This window comes from Shewanella sp. BC20 (assembly GCF_003129585.1).
In the GTDB taxonomy this organism is placed as follows: Bacteria; Pseudomonadota; Gammaproteobacteria; order Enterobacterales; family Shewanellaceae; genus Shewanella; species Shewanella seohaensis.
In genome coordinates this window covers 1-16,866 of the sequence record NZ_NHRI01000003.1, presented here as the reverse complement: position 1 = coordinate 16,866, position 16,866 = coordinate 1, and the positions used below count along the sequence as shown (strand labels likewise).

Genomic DNA, 16,866 nt, shown 5'->3' with positions numbered 1-16,866 from the left:
TCGAATCTTAAGCGAAATAAGCTAAGCCTTGATATAAGAGAGAAAGGCCTTAACAACACGCCAAGACCTCAATATTACTGCTGATGATGTATTAATCAGCCCTCAAATTAGACTTCAAGCTTTGCCAACGACTCGGCGGCAATGTGTCCACGCCAGCCACTTAAGACCGTTGGTAACTCACCCTGCTGTTTATCCCAACGCCATTGTAAATACTCATGAATATGACGTTTAGAGCCCAGCATCTCCATCGGGATGGCATGCTGCTCACACAGTTCAGTTAAGCAGGTTTTAATATTCTTAAAGGCCGATTTGTAGCCAGGTTTGAGCGCTAAGACATCCACTAACTCTGGCGGATTGTTTAAATCCGCGGTCTGCATCACCCGTAAAATATCTTTACCGTGAATGCGTTTCTCTTGCTCGGTCAAATCGTTCAGTTTTAGCAAATCGCCCATGCTCTTAGGCTGCTTCTTCGCTAGCGCGATCAGGCCGTGATCTTTAATCACAAACCCTAAGGCTAAATCCCGCGCTAAGGCTTTTTCTAAGCGCCACTTCGCCAATACTTTAAGGTAAGCCAATTGATGCTCAGTAAGCTGAAAGGCATTCTTCACTCTCAGGTACGCAGTATCTATATCTGGCGCAGCTAAGCGCCCTTCTGTCATCCGCTCGCCTTCTTCATACAGCCAGCCTAAGCGATCTTGCGCCTTAAGCTTGTCGGCGAGTTGCGGATAGAGTTGATATAGATACAACACATCGTTCGCGGCGTAGCTCAGCTGCGCCTCAGTCAAGGGGCGGCGCATCCAGTCGGTGCGCGACTCACCTTTATCAATCACTTCACCTAAGCAGGTTTCAACTAACTTGGCATAACCTAGGCCATGGCCCATGCCACATAAAGAGGCTGCGATTTGGCTATCGAACAAAGGCGTAGGTTGACGCTGACCATAGTGGGCAAAGACTTCTAAGTCCTCGCTGCACGAATGCACCAATTTGATGATGTTGGGATTATCCAGCAAAGACCAGAATGCACTGAGATCTGGCAGCGCAACCGGGTCAATTAAGGCTAAGGTTTTGCCATCATAGGCTTGAATGAGGCCAAGCTTAGCGTAGTAGGTACGTGTGCGCACAAACTCGGTATCTAATACGAGCAGCGGACTCTGTTGATATTGAGCGACGAGGGCATTGAGGCTCGCTTCGTCGCTCACATACTGAAACACTGACAAATTCTTCTCCAGTTCCTGTGGGTTAAGCACCGTCCATAAAAACAAAAGCCGGCTCATTGCCGGCTTCAATCTTACGCGCGCTTCACTTCGTCTCGAAGTTCTCGTCGCAAGATCTTACCCACGTTGGTTTTAGGTAACTCGTCCCTAAATTCTACCAGCTTCGGTACTTTATATCCCGTTAAATGCGCGCGGCAATGCTTAATGATGTCGTCAGCGGTTAAAGATTTATCTTTTGCCACCACAAACACCTTCACTAATTCGCCACTGGCGTCATTTGGCACGCCTACGGCGGCCACTTCAATCACTTTAGGATGTAACGCAACCACTTCTTCGACTTCATTGGGGAAGACGTTGAAGCCCGAAACCAAAATCATGTCTTTCTTACGGTCGACGATATAGAAGAAGCCTTGTTCATCCATATTGCCGATATCACCGGTGGCAAGCCAGCCGTCTTTATCGATCACTTTGGCTGTTTCCTCTGGACGCTGCCAGTAGCCTTTCATGATCTGTGGACCTTTACCAAACAGCTCACCTGTCTCGCCCTGTGGCAACACATTACCCGCATCATCACGTACTTGAATGAGTGTCGATGGCGCAGGGAAACCGATAGAACCGTTGTAACCGTCTAAGTTATAGGGGCAACAAGTGAGTAGCGGCGACGCTTCGGTTAAGCCATAACCTTCGAGTAAGCGGGTTTTAGTGATGCTCTGCCATTTATCGGCCACAGCCTTTTGCACTGCCATCCCGCCACCAATGGATAATTTTAGGCGAGAAAAATCCAGTTCCGCAAAATCGCTACTGTTCACTAACGCATTGAACAGGGTGTTAACACCTGTCAGCGCCGTAAAAGGATATTTTTTCAGTTCGGCCACAAAGCCTGGAATATCCCGCGGATTGGTGATTAACAGGTTTTGACTGCCCTTATGTAAGAACAATAAGCAGTTCACTGTTAAGGCAAAAATATGGTAAAGCGGCAAGGCTGTTACCACAAATTCGTTGCCATCACGCAGTGCCGGTGAATAGGCACCATTGGCCTGTAATACGTTTGCGACCACGTTTCTGTGGGTCAACATGGCGCCCTTTGACACCCCAGTCGTTCCACCTGTGTATTGCAAAAAGGCTAAGTCATCACCCGTGATAACGGGTTTGACATACTGCATTCTGCGCCCTCTTGAGAGGGTTTCGCGCATTGAAAGTGCATGGGGTAAATCGTATTTAGGCACCAGTTTTTTGATGTACTTGACCACAAAGTTAACTAAGGTGCGTTTTGGCGCGCTCAGCAGATCCCCAAGCCCGGTGATAATCACACTTTTAACTGGTGTCTGATCAACAACTTCTTCCAAGGTACGGGCAAAGTTTGATACGACCACAATGGCCTTAGCGCCAGAGTCGACTAATTGGTGCTTTAATTCGCGGGGAGTGTAAAGCGGGTTAACGTTCACCACCACCATGCCCGCTCGTAAAATACCAAATAGCGCAATGGGATATTGCAGCAGGTTCGGCATCATCAGGGCGACACGGTCACCCTTTTGTAGCTTTAATTCATTTTGCAGATAAGCGGCAAACGCACGGCTGCGTTCTTCAAGTTTACGGTAAGTTAGCGTGGCACCCATGTTGATAAATGCCGGTTGATCCGCATATTTGGCCACCGCCGTCTCGAACATATCGACGAGCGATGAATACTGATCCGCATTAATCTCAGCAGGTACATCTTTTGGCAAATGATTAATCCAAGGCTGATCCACTACTTTCTCCTAAATCCCCACAACTGCGGACACGGTATCCCTACTACCGTCAATACTCGACAAATACCGAGTTAAAATACCGACTTACATTTTATTGTTATTGATTGACCCGCATAAATCATACGGGCGTTTTAATTTTGATCATCATCACATAAAAAAAACAAAAAACCTAGCGTCTTTTTTATGTAAGCAAAAGCGATTATTCGACAAACTGCTGGATCAAGTGCGCGACCCCTTTGGCGTTATCCATGTGCACATGGTGGTCGCCCTCGAGCATATGTTCCGACAAATGTGTGAACCATTTCCTCGCCTTAGGCAGCGCCGCCTGTAACTGGCTAAAGCCCTGTTTACCGCAGATTAATAAGGTCGAGACCGAAATATGCTGCATCAATGCATCGACCTGCTCAAAGGTCAGCCGCATGGGCGAGTCGAGCCTTAATCTTGGATCACTGCGCCACGCAACACCATCGGTGGTAGGTTGCATATTGCGCTCGAGTAACAAGCGGCACCAAGGCTCCGCCAGCCCCGTTAAGTGCACTCTGGCTTTTACTGCGGTGTCCATGTTGTCGTAGACTTTTAGCTGTTTATGCTTTTGCGCTAAAAACTTCTCGTGCTGATAAAAACTCTTTCGCAGCCGCGTTTTCGCTTGAGTCGCCGACTCAAACAATGGGCTTAGCGCCTCAATCAAAATCAGTTTGTTGACCTTTTCAGGAAAGGTAGCGGTATACGCCGAGGCAATAATGCCCCCTAACGAATGCCCTATAATGGCCAACGGCTTTTGCGGCAACATCGCCAGTAACGCATCGAGATCGTATAAATAGTCAATCCAATGCAATGGATAATGTCCCGGCCGATGCGCTGAAAAGCCATGACCGGGCCAATCTATGGCAAGTATCTGATAATGAGGCAAATACTCAGCGAGAGGCTCAAAACTGTTCGCATTGTCTAACCAGCCATGTAACGCGAGCAATAACGGCTTATCTTTCGCTCCCCACAATCGACCACTCAGCTTGATATGGGGTAATACAAACTCGACTTGATTTTTGGGGGCGAAAGATTGCCACATATTGCCTCTAATGTCAGGTGATTAGCGCGATTTTTTGATAAATTTGAGCGTCATGCGATCACTCTCACCAATTGCTTGGTATTTTTCCTTATCGGTATCGCCCAAGGCAAACGAAGGTGGCAGCGTCCAGACTCCCTTTGCGTAGTCCTTAGTGTCTTTCGGATTGGCGTTGATTTCTGAGCTTTCGGCTAAGGTAAAACCCACTTTTTTGGCCAGCGCGATCATCTCGTCTTGGTCCATGTAGCCCGTGCTCATATTCATGCCTTTATTGGCTCTATGTTCGACCACGCCAAACACACCGCCATTTTTCAGCACTTTATAGGAGGCGGCAAACACGTTTTCGAGCTGATCGCTTGAGGCCCAGTTATGTAAGTTACGGAAGGTTAATACCAAGTCCGCACTGCCATCAGCACCTAAATTCATCTTGGCCGGAGGGTCGAGAACCACCATTTTCGCATTACCAAATAAGGCTTTATTGGCCGTCATCCAAGTATCGAATTTCACGCCCGCATTGGCGCGATAGCGATTACCTGGGGTGTCGGTGCTGGGGGTCGTTTCGAAACTGGCGGCAATATACTGCCCCTTAGGCGCAAGATAAGGAGCAAGGATTTCAGTGTACCAGCCATTACCTGGCCAGAGTTCAATGACGGTTTGGGTCGGGGTGATACCAAAAAATGTGAGGGTTTCTGCGGGATGACGATAAATATCGCGGCTGGCGTTTTTCGCTTGGCGAAATTCGCTCTTAATGGCCTTATCTAAGCCTTCATCGGCATAGGCAATACCTGAACATAAACCAGCAATCAGCATACTGGCGACGAGTGTGACTTTTTTCATAATAATTCTCCTTGGATACCGAAGGCTTAAGCTAGCAGCCAATATAAAAAAATCCAAGAATTAGCCACACAAGTTGACCATTTAGGCTGTAAATATTTGTGAAGTCACAGCGACAGGATGCCGCCATAGATTAGCGAGACGTGGCTGAGTCCACCCGCCGCCACGCCATAAACAAGGCGCAGATACTGCAAAATAGCCAAATGGCGACCCAAATCCACGCAGGGATCCATGAACGCTCGGCCAGCAGCACTGCATCGCCCTGCCCTTCGAGCCCGAGCAATACCGTCGGGCTTGCCAGCGCATTGAGCATGATCATCAGGCCGATAATGCGTAAAAATTGCGTGAGGATTTTATTTTTGCTGAGTTTTAACGGCAGTAACAACACAATCGTCAGCACTGCTAAAATGGCTAAGGTCAGTAAATCTCGCCCCCATAGTAGGCCACTTAACACCACTAAACCGCCTAAAAACGCAAAGCTTAGGCGAATGCCCTTAGGCCACGTTGCTAGCAGATAAATAAGGTATCCCCAACAGGCTGCGCCAAAATAGCCAGCAAATCCAATCACCAGTGGCGAGCCACCTTGGCTAAAGCAAAAACCCGCACCATTGGGAAAGAGTTGTATATGACTCACTATACCGCCACTAAGCACTGTCGCTATCCCATGGGACAACTCGTGGAAATAGCTCTCTAACCACTTAAAAGGCACACTCAGGTAAGGAATGCGCGTCAATATGAGTGCCAGCATCAGTTCGATAATAAACAAGCCGCGGCTCGGAAGACCGCCAGTTAAACGAGGAGTTAAACGGGATTGAGAAGACACGGGCGCACTATCAGGCATAAATATCCACACCCACCATCTGCTGAATCTCTTCACGTTTGGCGGCATGTTGCGTTTGTAGGTATTGGGCGATAGCCCCTTGATGTCCTAGGGTACTTTGCTCGTATTCGAGTTGGGCACCGAGTCTAGATTGTAGGTTTTGTGATGATCCTTCATCGGTATCATCAAGGGCTAAAGCTGAAACCGCATCGAGCTCAATCACAGGGCGCGGCGCTTCCGTGGGCGACATTCCCTGTATGATCGCGGGGCGATTACTCGCAACCGCTTGTGTCAAACTAGTTTGAAGCGAATTTACCTGCATCAAAATGCCCAGTTTATATCCTATTTACCCTGGTTAACCTTGCTAGGCGGTTGTGACGGATGCCTAACTAAGAATTGATGTCTGCATCGAGAACCCATGCAGACAATCTAGATTCTAACGTATCACAGGGAAGAATGAACAGTTTATTCACGTCCCGGTAACTTTTTCCATGTCACAGTATCACGTAGGTACACAGGCTCAAGTTCATCGACACTGGTGGTTAATCCCACTTTGATACCCGCTTCGGCCAGCGCTAACATGGCACGGGCATCGGGATACTTCACCGCCGCTAAGGTGGTAATCCCGCTGCCTAACGCTAATAACTCGGGATAGGCATCAAACCCCGTACCACAGCCTACAATCGCTTTGTTAAGATCGAATGTCAGCTCAACCTGCTCTGGCGCGCTCACTACCTCTTTACCGATTAAGGTGGCAATACCATCGACAGCCACAAATTGGCCCCAGTACACTTCTCCCATGCGCGCATCGATACAACAGAGCACTTGCTCGGCAGCGTGCTCAGCAATCGCCATTTGTGCCATGGCCGCTAAGGTTGAAATGCCGATAACGGGTAAGTCTAACCCTAGGGCTAAACCTTGAGTCATGCTGGTGCAAATACGGATCCCCGTAAAACTGCCTGGCCCACGGCCGTAGGCAATGGCATCCAGTTTATCTAAGCCGACATTGGCTTGTTTTAATACGGCTTCAACCATAGGCAATAACCGCTGACTATGCTCCCGAGGCGCATCGGCTAACTCAGCAAAAACCTGTCCTTGATAATACAGGGCAGCCGAACAAGCTTCGGTACAAGTGTCGAGGGCGAGAATACAAACAGAGTCTTGGGGTGTTGTCATATAAAAACCGCGCTGTGGGTATAGTTGAGCAGACGAATAGCGACTTATCGAAATCCTGCACTATACCAAGTGTAAATTGGCGCAAATGATAACATCAAATAATCGAAAGCAAAGGCTTAAAAACAGCGGCTAATAGATCGATTAGCTTAGCGCTGGGTTTGTGATCGCCATCACTAACTCAACAACCTCTTCTGCCTTTGTCCAAATACTGGGAAACTTTTGCCCTATTTTAGGTCAGAGCAAACAGTGCTGAAGCTTTTGTCTCACTTAATCAAGTTCACCAAAGCAACAGGCACGTCCTAAGCATCGTTTTAACTCTCTCCCCTTGACGCGAAGCTTCGCGTGATGCTTTTACACTGTTAATAAGGAAATTCAATGAGCAGTACCAGAGATAATCCCCTTAAACCCCTTCGCCGTTTAAGACGCCTACGCCGCACAGAAGCGATGCGTGACCTCGTGCGTGAAACCCAGATTTCCCTAAGCGACTTGGTTCACCCACTCTTCATCGAAGAGCACATCACCCAAGCCGTGCCCATTTCAACCTTGCCGGGGATCAGCCGTCTGCCCGAGAGTGCGCTTGCTGATGAAATTCAAAGGCTTTACGCATTAGGGATCCGCTATGTGATGCCCTTTGGCATTTCACACACCAAAGATGCGCAGGGCAGCGACACGTGGGATGACAATGGCTTACTCGCGCGGATGATCCGCACCATCAAAACCGCCGCGCCAGAGATGATGCTGATCCCCGATATTTGTTTTTGTGAATATACCGACCACGGACACTGCGGCGTATTGCACCATGACGAAGTCTGTAACGATCAAACCGTGGCTAACTTAGTCAAACAATCCATTACCGCCGCCAAAGCCGGAGCCGATATGCTGGCGCCATCGGCGATGATGGACGGCCAGATTAAAGCCATTCGCCAAGGACTGGATGAGGCAGGCTTTGAACACATTGCCATTTTGGCCCATGCAGCCAAATTCGCCTCATCATTCTATGGGCCTTTTAGGGCCGCGGTGGATTGTGAACTTAGTGGAAACCGTAAAGGCTACCAACTCGATTACGCCAATGGTCGCCAAGCCTTGCTCGAAGCGCTGCTCGATGAAGAGGAAGGCGCGGATATTTTGATGGTGAAACCCGGCACGCCCTATTTGGATGTGTTAAGTCGCCTAAGACAAGAAACCCACCTTCCCTTAGCGGCTTATCAAGTCGGCGGCGAATATGCCGGCATTAAGTTTGCCGCCCTGGCGGGCGCCCTCGATGAGCGCGCCGTCGTCACCGAAACCTTTATCGGGTTAAAGCGTGCCGGCGCCGATTTAATTGTTAGTTATTACGCAAAACAATATGCCGAGTGGTTAGCGCAATCCCGTTAATGCACTGAGTCTTCAGCCTATAAGGCAAGCAATTAACGAAAACGCCACCCTAATCGGTGGCGTTTTTTATCCGTCATTTTGGTCGCACATTAAGCCTATGCTTGTAGCTCTGCAAAAATGGCTCTGATCTTTTCAACCTTTGGCCGCACCACAATTTGGCAATAGGGCTGCTCGCCATGCAGGGCGAAATAGTCATTGTGGTAATCCTCAGCGGGATAAAATGACTCAAAAGCCACCACTTGGGTCACTATCGGCGCATCAAATACCCTTGCCTCGGTTAATTTGGCAATCATGGCATTAGTCTCTTCAATCTGCGCCGCATCGTGGGCAAAGACGACGGAGCGATACTGCGGCCCTTTATCATTGCCTTGGCGATTAAGCGTGGTGGGATCGTGACTCTCAAATAACACCTGCAGCAGCGTTGTAAAGCTGATTTGCGCGGGGTCAAACTCGATGTGCACCACTTCGGCATGCCCAGTTAATCCCGAACACACCGACTTATAATCGGCATCGCTCGCCTCGCCGCCCGAGTAACCTGAGCTGACGTTCAGCACGCCCTTAAGGCTCTTAAAAATCGCTTCAACACACCAAAAACAGCCCGCGCCAAAGGTGGCAAAGGCTGTGTTATGCGTCGATGCAGCCGCTTCATCGGCCGCTTGAAACACCATGGAGACAGAATTAACGCAGTGACGAATATTCTTCGGCGTTAAATATTCCCCTTCAAACACATGGCCTAAATGACCGCCACACTGACTACAGACGATTTCGGTACGGCGACCATCGGCGTCGACATGGCGACTCACTGCGCCCGGAATTTCATCATCGAAGGCTGGCCAACCACAGTGGGCATTAAACTTATCTTCTGAACGATACAAAGGCGCATGGCATTTTTTGCACAAATACACGCCTTTGGCGTCATGTTTATAGTACTCACCGCTAAAGGGACGTTCTGTGCCCTTTTCTTCTATGACATAGCGTTCAAAATCAGTCAGTTTGTTCATAAAAGTCTCCTTTAGCTCCTAAGGTATTCGCCGCATAGGACCGTTTATTCCTTAGGTTTATTGCGCCTCGGCCTGAATTGGCTTTTTGGCATAGTAGCCGCTTTAGTCGATAAAATCCTGTTGATTGAGCCATTGCTTAAATAACTGGAGGAAAATTCAGCAGTAATCTCAGTCCATCCTCTTGAGTGTTTGCACCAAGCAGAGTGCAAAGCTACACTTGCTGCGGGTCAATTCTCTACCCAAATGCTTTCTATTTTGGCCGCTTTGCACTAGGGCTTAGCGCACCATACCGATAATGAGATAAGTGGCAATGACTCCTTACCTTTATCCTTAGAAAGTGTTTGGTTAACAACCATATATAACAAGTAGAAACAATATGAAATTAGAAACCATTGATTATCGCGCAGCCGATAGCGCCAAACGCTTTGTCGAATCCCTACGTGAAACGGGCTTTGGTGTGCTCTCTAACCACCCTATCGATAAAGAGCTGGTCGAAAGCATTTACGCTGAGTGGCAAGCCTTTTTCAAATCTGACGCTAAGAACGAGTTTATGTTCAATCGTGAAACCCACGATGGCTTCTTCCCCGCGTCGATTTCTGAAACCGCAAAAGGTCACACGGTTAAAGACATCAAAGAGTATTACCACGTGTACCCTTGGGGTCGTATTCCAGATTCTTTGCGTGCCAATATTCTGGCCTACTATGAAAAAGCCAATGCGCTGGCCTCTGAACTGTTAGAGTGGATTGAAACCTACTCGCCAGACGAGGTTAAAGCCAAATTCTCTATCCCGCTGCCAGAAATGATTGCCGACAGCCACAAAACTCTGCTGCGCATTCTGCATTACCCTCCGATGACGGGCGATGAGGAAATGGGCGCTATCCGCGCTGCGGCCCACGAAGATATTAACCTTATCACTGTGCTGCCCGCGGCCAACGAGCCAGGGCTGCAAGTCAAAGCCAAAGATGGCTCTTGGTTAGATGTGCCAAGTGATTTTGGCAACATTATCATCAACATTGGTGATATGTTGCAGGAAGCCTCGGGCGGTTACTTCCCATCGACCTCACACCGCGTGATTAACCCTGAAGGCACGGATAAGACTAAGTCGCGTATTTCGCTGCCCTTATTCTTACACCCAAATCCTGCGGTCGTACTGTCTGAGCGTTATACCGCCGACAGCTACTTAATGGAAAGATTGCGCGAACTGGGCGTACTTTAACTCAGCCCCAAGCAATAGATGCTCAAATTCGCATCAAGATTAAGCAATTAAAGCGCCTTCGGGCGCTTTTTTTATGACATTCGTCGCCTTCAAGGTAGAATAAGCGTCTTTAGGTCATTTAGAACAAGGCGCTATCATGGCAATTCAATGGTATCCGGGGCACATGCACAAGGCACGCAAAGAGATCGAAGAGGCTATGCCTCAGGTCGATCTGGTGATTGAGGTGCTGGACGCCCGTATTCCCTACAGTAGTGAAAACCCCATGGTGTCAAAGCTTCGCGGCGACAAACCTTGTATTAAGCTACTGAATAAATCCGACTTAGCCGATCCTGAGATCACCGCCCAATGGATTGAATACCTTGAGCGTGAACAAGGGGTCAAAGCCACTGCGATTACTACACTGCAACCGGGGATGCTGAAAATGCTGCCGGATCTGTGCCGTAAGTTAGTGCCGAGTCGCGATAAGACCGAAAAAGACATTCGCACTATGATCATGGGGATCCCTAACGTGGGTAAGTCCACCATTATCAATACCTTAGCCGGTCGTGTTATCGCTAAAACCGGTAACGAACCCGCCGTCACTAAAAGCCAGCAACGTATTAACCTACGTAATGGCATTGTGCTCTCGGACACGCCAGGGATTTTATGGCCTAAAGTCGATAACGAAGCCAGTAGCTATCGCCTCGCCGTCACGGGTGCCATTAAAGATACCGCCATGGAATACGAAGATGTGGCACTGTTTGCCGCAGGTTATTTCTTAAAGGCGTACCCGAAGGAAATTTGCGAGCGTTATAACATCAGCGAATTACCTAGGGATGATATGGCGTTACTCGAAGAAATCGGCCGTAAACGCGGTGCCCTGCGTCCCGGTGGTCGCATCGATTTACATAAAGCCTCGGAAGTCGTGTTACACGATTACCGCTCAGGTCGAATTGGCCTATTATCCCTCGAAACGCCAGCGATGGCCGAAATCGAGAAAGCCGAAGTGGAACGCATTCTGGCAGAAAAAGCCGCCGAGAAAGCCGCTAAGCTAGAAGCGGAAAAACTGAAACGCTCAGGTAAACGACATAACGTTTAAGCGCTGTGTTTAATCACTTTAACCCTCAATAGCGGACTAAAGTGACTCATTAAAGTGATGATTTAGATTAAAAGTGATGATTTAGATTAAAAGTCATTATTTATATTAAGAATTATCGCACAGCAGAATGTATTCACAGCCCCTGCTTGACGTATAGCCAGCGCCATCTCAGCGCTGGCTTTTTATTTGCTCCCACGTATTCATGGTTGGCTGAACAATCTCACTCAATCTACAGCAAAATTAACTGTGAAGTGGGCAAGCATCTATTAGCCACAATATAAGCCTTAAGCCATTTATGCTTAGGGGCCATTCAATCAGTACAAACCAGAAGCACTATTGGCTTCGAACACTGGGGCTTGGCCTGCGGCTATCATGTTGTAACTCAACATAAAGGGCACTCCACCCTCCGAGGCCATAATATTATCCATCCAGCCAATCGGATTATTGAACAAGGAGTTATCGTGATTTAATACCCCAATGGCGCCGTTGGCTTCATCAAAGTCCCACACGACTGAGCCCCAGTGCCAGTTGAGCCCTCTCACATATTGCCAGCCAAGTAAGGCACCGAGTGCGTACAGTACATCATCATCCATCATTCGTTGATTTGCCCGATAGTCACGCGTCAGTTCCGTAATGGCTGCCACTATCTCCTGCGGTGGAGTCGTCTCCGTCAAACTGAGTAATGCGAGTCCTTTTTCGGCTAAGTGTTCGAGTTCTTTGTGTATTTCCTCAGATATTGCATTAATTTCGGCCATAATACCTCCCTTAGAATGGGCCAAATGTCCATGGAAAGATACGGATAAACCCCGTTGGTGCCCATACCACCTAGGGATGAAATACTAAAAGTGGAAATAGTTGGGATAAAAAATTAGGCATATATCCCAGAGCAGCGACATCCATCAGCAGCCGATTTATCCGTCTGACATCACGCATGTTGTTAATTGCGCCTCTCCAACAAACTCGGTAGAACCATAAAACGCAGCCTTAATCCGAACAAAAGCCCTTGGATTAACGTGTTCCACGTTAAGAAACTTGCCTGCGATTAAGTGCCTTTATTGTGCAACTTGCGTTAGGCCGCGGTTATCTTCTGACTCAGTAAACTTTTGATTAATGCTATAACCCTCACACTTTAATGACGAAATAAACTCAAATAAATTTAGCCACCCAATATAAATCAATAACATAATGCACTTTATGTTTGCCTACAACTTGTCCGAGTTAAAATGGTTTAAATAGGGACCATCAACAATCGCGGAGACAGCATCTAAGGCAAAAAATTACGCTAATTCCTTAAAAAATGGAGCATTTCAGATGAGGTAAATTGGCCCATAGTGCTTGGAATGTGTTCTGAATGTGGCTTTTGAAGTGATATAAGCCGTTGTCAGTTACTGTTAAAGTGTTGGCAGCTTGACGCAAAATGCCGTCGTCGCTTTTCGAGATGTTCGCAATAATCGCTTAGTGCTTGCAGAGTGCCCACTGGACCATGAAATAGCTTGCCAAACTCGGTGGTCAGCTTGAGCCAATTGTCATGGGGAATATTTAATCTTGTCAGTATCTTGGCGCTATTTTCACTGATGTGTCCACGTTTATCATTGCGAATGATTCGGCCGGAATCATCCACCAATTGAAGGTAATCCATTAATGAAAACGCAATGCCATTGGCTTGGTCGTCACACTCGTTACCAATAAAAGGCAGGAGATTGCTGGGCTGCTCACCTTTTAATGCGGCCCGAATACGTAATTGGATACTGGTATGGTCGGATTGTTCTGGTGTATCAGCAAGTTGCGCTCGAATCGGATTCAAATCAACATAGGCCATACAGGCTAATACCGCAGCTTCATCGAGTAGAGCTTGCGATTTGAATCGCCCCTCCCAGAAACGACCTGTACAGTTATCCTCTTGATTTGCTTGTCTTGCAATCGGTTCGTTAAGGCAGCGCATCAACCATGAGATATCACACAAACGACTACGATAAAGGGCGATTGAATGCTTTAATCGATTGACCTGATGCGCCTCAACCAACTCACCTTTAACGAATTTTTGCGTTAATTCATCGCCTTTAAACAACTTATGCCATTGCTCAAGCACTTCGCGGTCAGTCCAGCGATTGGCAGTCTCGATATCCACCCGCAACACCAAATGCAGATGATTCGACATCACCGCATAAGCAGCTACATCAATTGCAAAAACCGCTTCAAGTTCAAACAATAATGACTCTACCCAACCACGGCGATGGTCGTAGTTTTTACCCGAGTAACTATCATCACCACATAAAAATGCCCGCCGAACAACGCGGCTACAGCAATGGTAATAAGGTGTGTCTTCAAGACTTATCTGAGTTCGGCGAGGGCGCGGCATACAAACCTCCTTGTTCAATGCTTAACCAAAGCATAGTAGGAGGTTTACTTCCGCGCTATTAAGGCTGGGTGTCTATGTTTTAGTCTATATCGAGATGAACGGTTTTATATGTATGACCATGCTCTTCCATATAGTCGACAACATTATTTAATAAAGCATATTCAGGCATCATTCCTCCGATAAACATAACGCCGCCAGCAGCGGCCGAGTGAAACGAGGTCCAGCGACCGCAGGGAGCGATGCTGGCTGGCCTTGTTAAGTGTTGCGATACCACGCATCACTTTCAAACTCCTCTGGTATGTTTTGTTCACTAGGATCATCGACCCCTAGCTCTTCCAACCTGTCGAACCACGCCTCTCTTTTCGACTCCGGCAGCTTCGAACCACACCATGGGCAAAACCGTATCTCTAACGACGAACTGCCACCATCGTGGATAATTAACCCATACTCATCGAACTTTGGAATGTAGCTAACCAATACATCAGGACATTCGAGTACATCTATATGTTGATCACAATCTAATGTGATTGCGTCTTCCATGTCTCTGCAACAATGCTTGTTCATAAACGTCACTTAACGCCCAGCACTGCGGCTGGCAAAGCTGGCACGTAATTGCGCAGCAATTTGAGTGACAGGTTTGACAGTTCGTTGCTGCTTGTTAAAAGCCGACTTAACGACAGCTCCTTGTCTCTCTTTTAGGGTCATGTGGCCGACTATTATTGTATGCATATGCAATATGGTGCCTACCATTGTCATCTAGGATATCGCACTTTAACTTGTAAGGCTTACCTAAACCGGAGCGCCAATAGTGGTGCTTCTTTTCATATTCAGTCTCGAATAACGCGGTAAACTCTACTGCAACTATCCAAGATCTGGGAATTGACCTAGCCTTCAAGTGAGCCTCTAGCCTATTTCGATAAAACTTGATAAGCGAGTCGAACTCATTGGTTTCAGGCTTGATGCTTTCTGATAGCAGTTCGATTGACACTTCCTTTTTAGAAGCATTCTCGACAAACTTGTGTAGCTTCCCAATTCCCCAATAGCCATCCACATCATTATTTCGGCTATTGAAAGAGCCGATTAATCCACTAGCTATACTTCCTAATTCATTTCTTCGAGCCATAGTTCCTAGAGGCTTTTAACATCTATGGACACCCCATTTTTTGCAAGAAAAATCAACCGATAACAAATGTGGTTTTGCAGCCATCTATTCGGATTCCTTGTAAGAGACTCGCTCTTGATCCCCGATGAACTTCGCTGACTTGGCTCTAATCATTTTATCGTTTTCTAAGAAACGATGTTAGGCACAGAGTTTCCAAGTCACGGTCTAACCTGTCTTGTCATCACTTGCTTTCACTTAGCAAAACTGGATGTACTTTTATTTACTTAATAGGTTCGTCCTACGCTAAAACTTTCTTCTTTGGCTAATATGGCCCAAGAGATACGAACCAGTTTATTTGCTAATGCTACAATCACTTTATTTTTATGCATTCTCTTGAGCAACGAGGTTACCCATTCAAAGAACGGTTTTCCTTCTTTTAAATGCCTAATCACCGCTCTAGCACCATGGATAAACATGCGTCTTAAGTAGGTATCTCCTCGCTTACTGATACCTAGCAGTAGTGACTTACCTCCGCTAGAGTGCTGGCTTGGTACTAACCCCATCCAAGCGGATAACTGACGCCCTGATGAAAACGCTTTTGCATCACCAATACTGGCAATTAATGCGGATGATGTTAAGCGACCAACACCTGGGATCTGTCTTACTTTCTGACACTCATCACTGACTTCACTCGTGAGATCTATCTGCTTATCCAAATATTCTGCATACTGTTCGAGCTCCCTCAAACGTGTTTGCATTAAACTAATGTGCTCAACTAGCAGCTTTGGCAACTTATGCTCGACCAAGCTAAAACCTTCTCTAAACCATTTTCTTAGCTGAAATCTTCCTGCAGGAACACTAACACCAAATTCTTGAAGGCTTGCCCTGATTCTATTGATTAATGCGGTACGGTCTCTGATTACACCTTCTCTTTCTCGATGAAGCAGCAATAAAGCTTGTTGCTCTTCACTTTTAACTGAAACAAATCGCATCGTGGGGCGGCGAACTGCTTCGCAAATCGCTTCAGCATCAGCCATATCGTTCTTATTTGTTTTTACATAAGGCTTAACATACTGAGGTGGCATGAGTTTGACTTCATGACCCAGCTTTTTTATTTCTCGTGCCCAATAATGAGAACTAGAACATGCTTCCATTCCAATCAGACAAGGAGCAATATTGCTCAAAAATTTAATGACTTGATTTCTTTTTAGTGATCTATTAATCAGTTTTTTCCCTGTCTTATCAAACGCACATAATTGAAAAACAGACTTTGCTAGATCAATTCCGATTGTATAAATATCACTCATGACGGTCTCCTTTTAAACTGACTTCCTCAGTATAGAAGGGGTGTCCATTTCATTATTTTATTAGTGCGCATGCGCGTTTATCACGTTAGACCAGTGAAAACGCGCACGGTTAACTATCTGTATGCAAAGAAGTTATCAGCTTTCTGCCGCTTTTCATATAAGTAATCCATCTGGAAAAACGCGCATGCGCGTTTTCCAAACCTATTAACTAAAATTCAGTTACTATATTCACCTGATTTTATAGAGTTTTATTTATTTCGGATGGAATTAGTGCGCACTGATTTTGTCTAAAAATCATACCAAAATACCTAAATTTAAATACGACTGTATACCCATACATTCTTAGCCGATTTCTGGTAAGGCCAAACATAGGCAAATAGATAAGAATATGTATCGCAGCAGGTGTGGGAATTTTCGGTTGAGCTAACGAGCCGAAACACGGAATGGGGCGTGCGACGTGAAGTCGTATGAAGTGCTGTTCACCGCTTAATGAGTGAACCATCTGTATCACCAGATGAACCTAGGAGCCTGAATAAAGTAGCGGCTCTGACAATGTAACGAAGGTTGGTATGCA

The 16,866-nt window shown here is 46.8% G+C and carries 15 protein-coding genes; 3 read left to right on the top strand and 12 right to left on the bottom strand.

Annotated features, from left to right (window positions below):
* Nucleotides 1–107: 107 nt before the first annotated feature.
* From rnd to tsaB, 7 genes are all read right to left on the bottom strand, one after another.
* The gene (rnd, locus tag CBX96_RS04325; RefSeq protein ID WP_181382146.1) at nt 108–1,217 is read right to left on the bottom strand and encodes a ribonuclease D; all 1,110 of its coding nucleotides are present in this window, start codon (nt 1,215–1,217) and stop codon (nt 108–110) included.
* A gap of 71 nt (nt 1,218–1,288) precedes the next feature.
* Nucleotides 1,289–2,962 (bottom strand): long-chain-fatty-acid--CoA ligase FadD, encoded by a 1,674-nt coding sequence (gene fadD, locus CBX96_RS04320; RefSeq protein WP_086904114.1) that lies wholly within the window; start codon nt 2,960–2,962, stop codon nt 1,289–1,291.
* Nucleotides 2,963–3,161: 199 nt separating this feature from the next.
* Complete coding sequence (locus CBX96_RS04315) at nt 3,162–4,028, bottom strand: alpha/beta hydrolase (RefSeq protein WP_011717316.1); 867 nt, start codon at nt 4,026–4,028, stop codon at nt 3,162–3,164.
* A 21-nt stretch (nt 4,029–4,049) separates the two neighbouring features.
* The gene (locus CBX96_RS04310; protein ID WP_109285840.1) at nt 4,050–4,862 is read right to left on the bottom strand and encodes a class I SAM-dependent methyltransferase; all 813 of its coding nucleotides are present in this window, start codon (nt 4,860–4,862) and stop codon (nt 4,050–4,052) included.
* 130 nt (nt 4,863–4,992) lie between these two features.
* Nucleotides 4,993–5,700 (bottom strand): M50 family metallopeptidase, encoded by a 708-nt coding sequence (locus CBX96_RS04305; RefSeq protein ID WP_023265577.1) that lies wholly within the window; start codon nt 5,698–5,700, stop codon nt 4,993–4,995.
* Nucleotides 5,693–6,001 carry a hypothetical protein gene (locus tag CBX96_RS04300; RefSeq protein ID WP_109285839.1) on the bottom strand — a complete coding sequence of 103 codons (309 nt, stop codon included), beginning with the start codon at nt 5,999–6,001 and terminating at the stop codon, nt 5,693–5,695. Before CBX96_RS04300 ends, CBX96_RS04305 begins: the two co-directional genes overlap by 8 nt.
* Before the next feature lie 143 nt (nt 6,002–6,144).
* Nucleotides 6,145–6,855: a tRNA (adenosine(37)-N6)-threonylcarbamoyltransferase complex dimerization subunit type 1 TsaB gene (gene tsaB / locus CBX96_RS04295; protein WP_109285838.1), complete on the bottom strand. Its 711-nt coding sequence runs from the start codon at nt 6,853–6,855 to the stop codon at nt 6,145–6,147.
* Nucleotides 6,856–7,230: 375 nt separating this feature from the next.
* On the opposite strand from tsaB, the gene hemB reads away from it, so the two are divergent.
* A complete protein-coding gene (hemB, locus tag CBX96_RS04290) occupies nt 7,231–8,229 on the top strand; it encodes a porphobilinogen synthase (RefSeq protein WP_109285837.1) in 999 nt (332 codons plus the stop codon).
* Between the two features lie 95 nt (nt 8,230–8,324).
* On the opposite strand, the gene CBX96_RS04285 is transcribed toward hemB, so the two are convergent.
* On the bottom strand, nt 8,325–9,230 hold the full coding sequence (locus tag CBX96_RS04285; protein ID WP_109285836.1) for a bifunctional methionine sulfoxide reductase B/A protein: 906 nt from the start codon (nt 9,228–9,230) through the stop codon (nt 8,325–8,327).
* Between the two features lie 376 nt (nt 9,231–9,606).
* Here CBX96_RS04285 and CBX96_RS04280 point away from each other — a divergent pair, with 376 nt between their 5' ends.
* Nucleotides 9,607–10,446: an isopenicillin N synthase family oxygenase gene (locus CBX96_RS04280; RefSeq protein ID WP_109285835.1), complete on the top strand. Its 840-nt coding sequence runs from the start codon at nt 9,607–9,609 to the stop codon at nt 10,444–10,446.
* A gap of 136 nt (nt 10,447–10,582) precedes the next feature.
* On the top strand, nt 10,583–11,524 hold the full coding sequence (gene ylqF / locus CBX96_RS04275; RefSeq protein ID WP_109285834.1) for a ribosome biogenesis GTPase YlqF: 942 nt from the start codon (nt 10,583–10,585) through the stop codon (nt 11,522–11,524).
* Nucleotides 11,525–11,838: 314 nt separating this feature from the next.
* Here the strand turns inward: ylqF and CBX96_RS04270 are convergent, their stop codons facing one another.
* From CBX96_RS04270 to CBX96_RS04250, 4 genes are all read right to left on the bottom strand, one after another.
* Nucleotides 11,839–12,279, bottom strand: coding sequence for a hypothetical protein (locus tag CBX96_RS04270; protein WP_109285833.1), 441 nt, complete (start codon nt 12,277–12,279; stop codon nt 11,839–11,841).
* Nucleotides 12,280–12,905: 626 nt separating this feature from the next.
* Nucleotides 12,906–13,883 carry a transposase gene (locus tag CBX96_RS04265; protein ID WP_109285832.1) on the bottom strand — a complete coding sequence of 326 codons (978 nt, stop codon included), beginning with the start codon at nt 13,881–13,883 and terminating at the stop codon, nt 12,906–12,908.
* 255 nt (nt 13,884–14,138) lie between these two features.
* On the bottom strand, nt 14,139–14,447 hold the full coding sequence (locus tag CBX96_RS21745; protein WP_109285831.1) for a DUF6980 family protein: 309 nt from the start codon (nt 14,445–14,447) through the stop codon (nt 14,139–14,141).
* Between the two features lie 822 nt (nt 14,448–15,269).
* Entirely contained in the window at nt 15,270–16,292 is a 1,023-nt protein-coding gene (locus tag CBX96_RS04250) for an IS110 family transposase (RefSeq protein ID WP_109285829.1), read from the bottom strand.
* Nucleotides 16,293–16,866 lie beyond the last annotated feature (574 nt).

Coding starts and splice junctions, on each gene's coding strand:
- CBX96_RS04315 (WP_011717316.1), bottom strand. CDS start 4,028: ATGTGGCAATCTTTCGCCCCCAAAAATCAAGTCGAGTTTGTATTACCC.
- CBX96_RS04310 (WP_109285840.1), bottom strand. CDS start 4,862: ATGAAAAAAGTCACACTCGTCGCCAGTATGCTGATTGCTGGTTTATGT.
- CBX96_RS04305 (WP_023265577.1), bottom strand. CDS start 5,700: ATGCCTGATAGTGCGCCCGTGTCTTCTCAATCCCGTTTAACTCCTCGT.
- CBX96_RS04300 (WP_109285839.1), bottom strand. CDS start 6,001: ATGCAGGTAAATTCGCTTCAAACTAGTTTGACACAAGCGGTTGCGAGT.
- tsaB (WP_109285838.1), bottom strand. CDS start 6,855: ATGACAACACCCCAAGACTCTGTTTGTATTCTCGCCCTCGACACTTGT.
- hemB (WP_109285837.1), top strand. CDS start 7,231: ATGAGCAGTACCAGAGATAATCCCCTTAAACCCCTTCGCCGTTTAAGA.
- CBX96_RS04285 (WP_109285836.1), bottom strand. CDS start 9,230: ATGAACAAACTGACTGATTTTGAACGCTATGTCATAGAAGAAAAGGGC.
- CBX96_RS04280 (WP_109285835.1), top strand. CDS start 9,607: ATGAAATTAGAAACCATTGATTATCGCGCAGCCGATAGCGCCAAACGC.
- ylqF (WP_109285834.1), top strand. CDS start 10,583: ATGGCAATTCAATGGTATCCGGGGCACATGCACAAGGCACGCAAAGAG.
- CBX96_RS04270 (WP_109285833.1), bottom strand. CDS start 12,279: ATGGCCGAAATTAATGCAATATCTGAGGAAATACACAAAGAACTCGAA.
- CBX96_RS04265 (WP_109285832.1), bottom strand. CDS start 13,883: ATGCCGCGCCCTCGCCGAACTCAGATAAGTCTTGAAGACACACCTTAT.
- CBX96_RS21745 (WP_109285831.1), bottom strand. CDS start 14,447: ATGAACAAGCATTGTTGCAGAGACATGGAAGACGCAATCACATTAGAT.
- CBX96_RS04250 (WP_109285829.1), bottom strand. CDS start 16,292: ATGAGTGATATTTATACAATCGGAATTGATCTAGCAAAGTCTGTTTTT.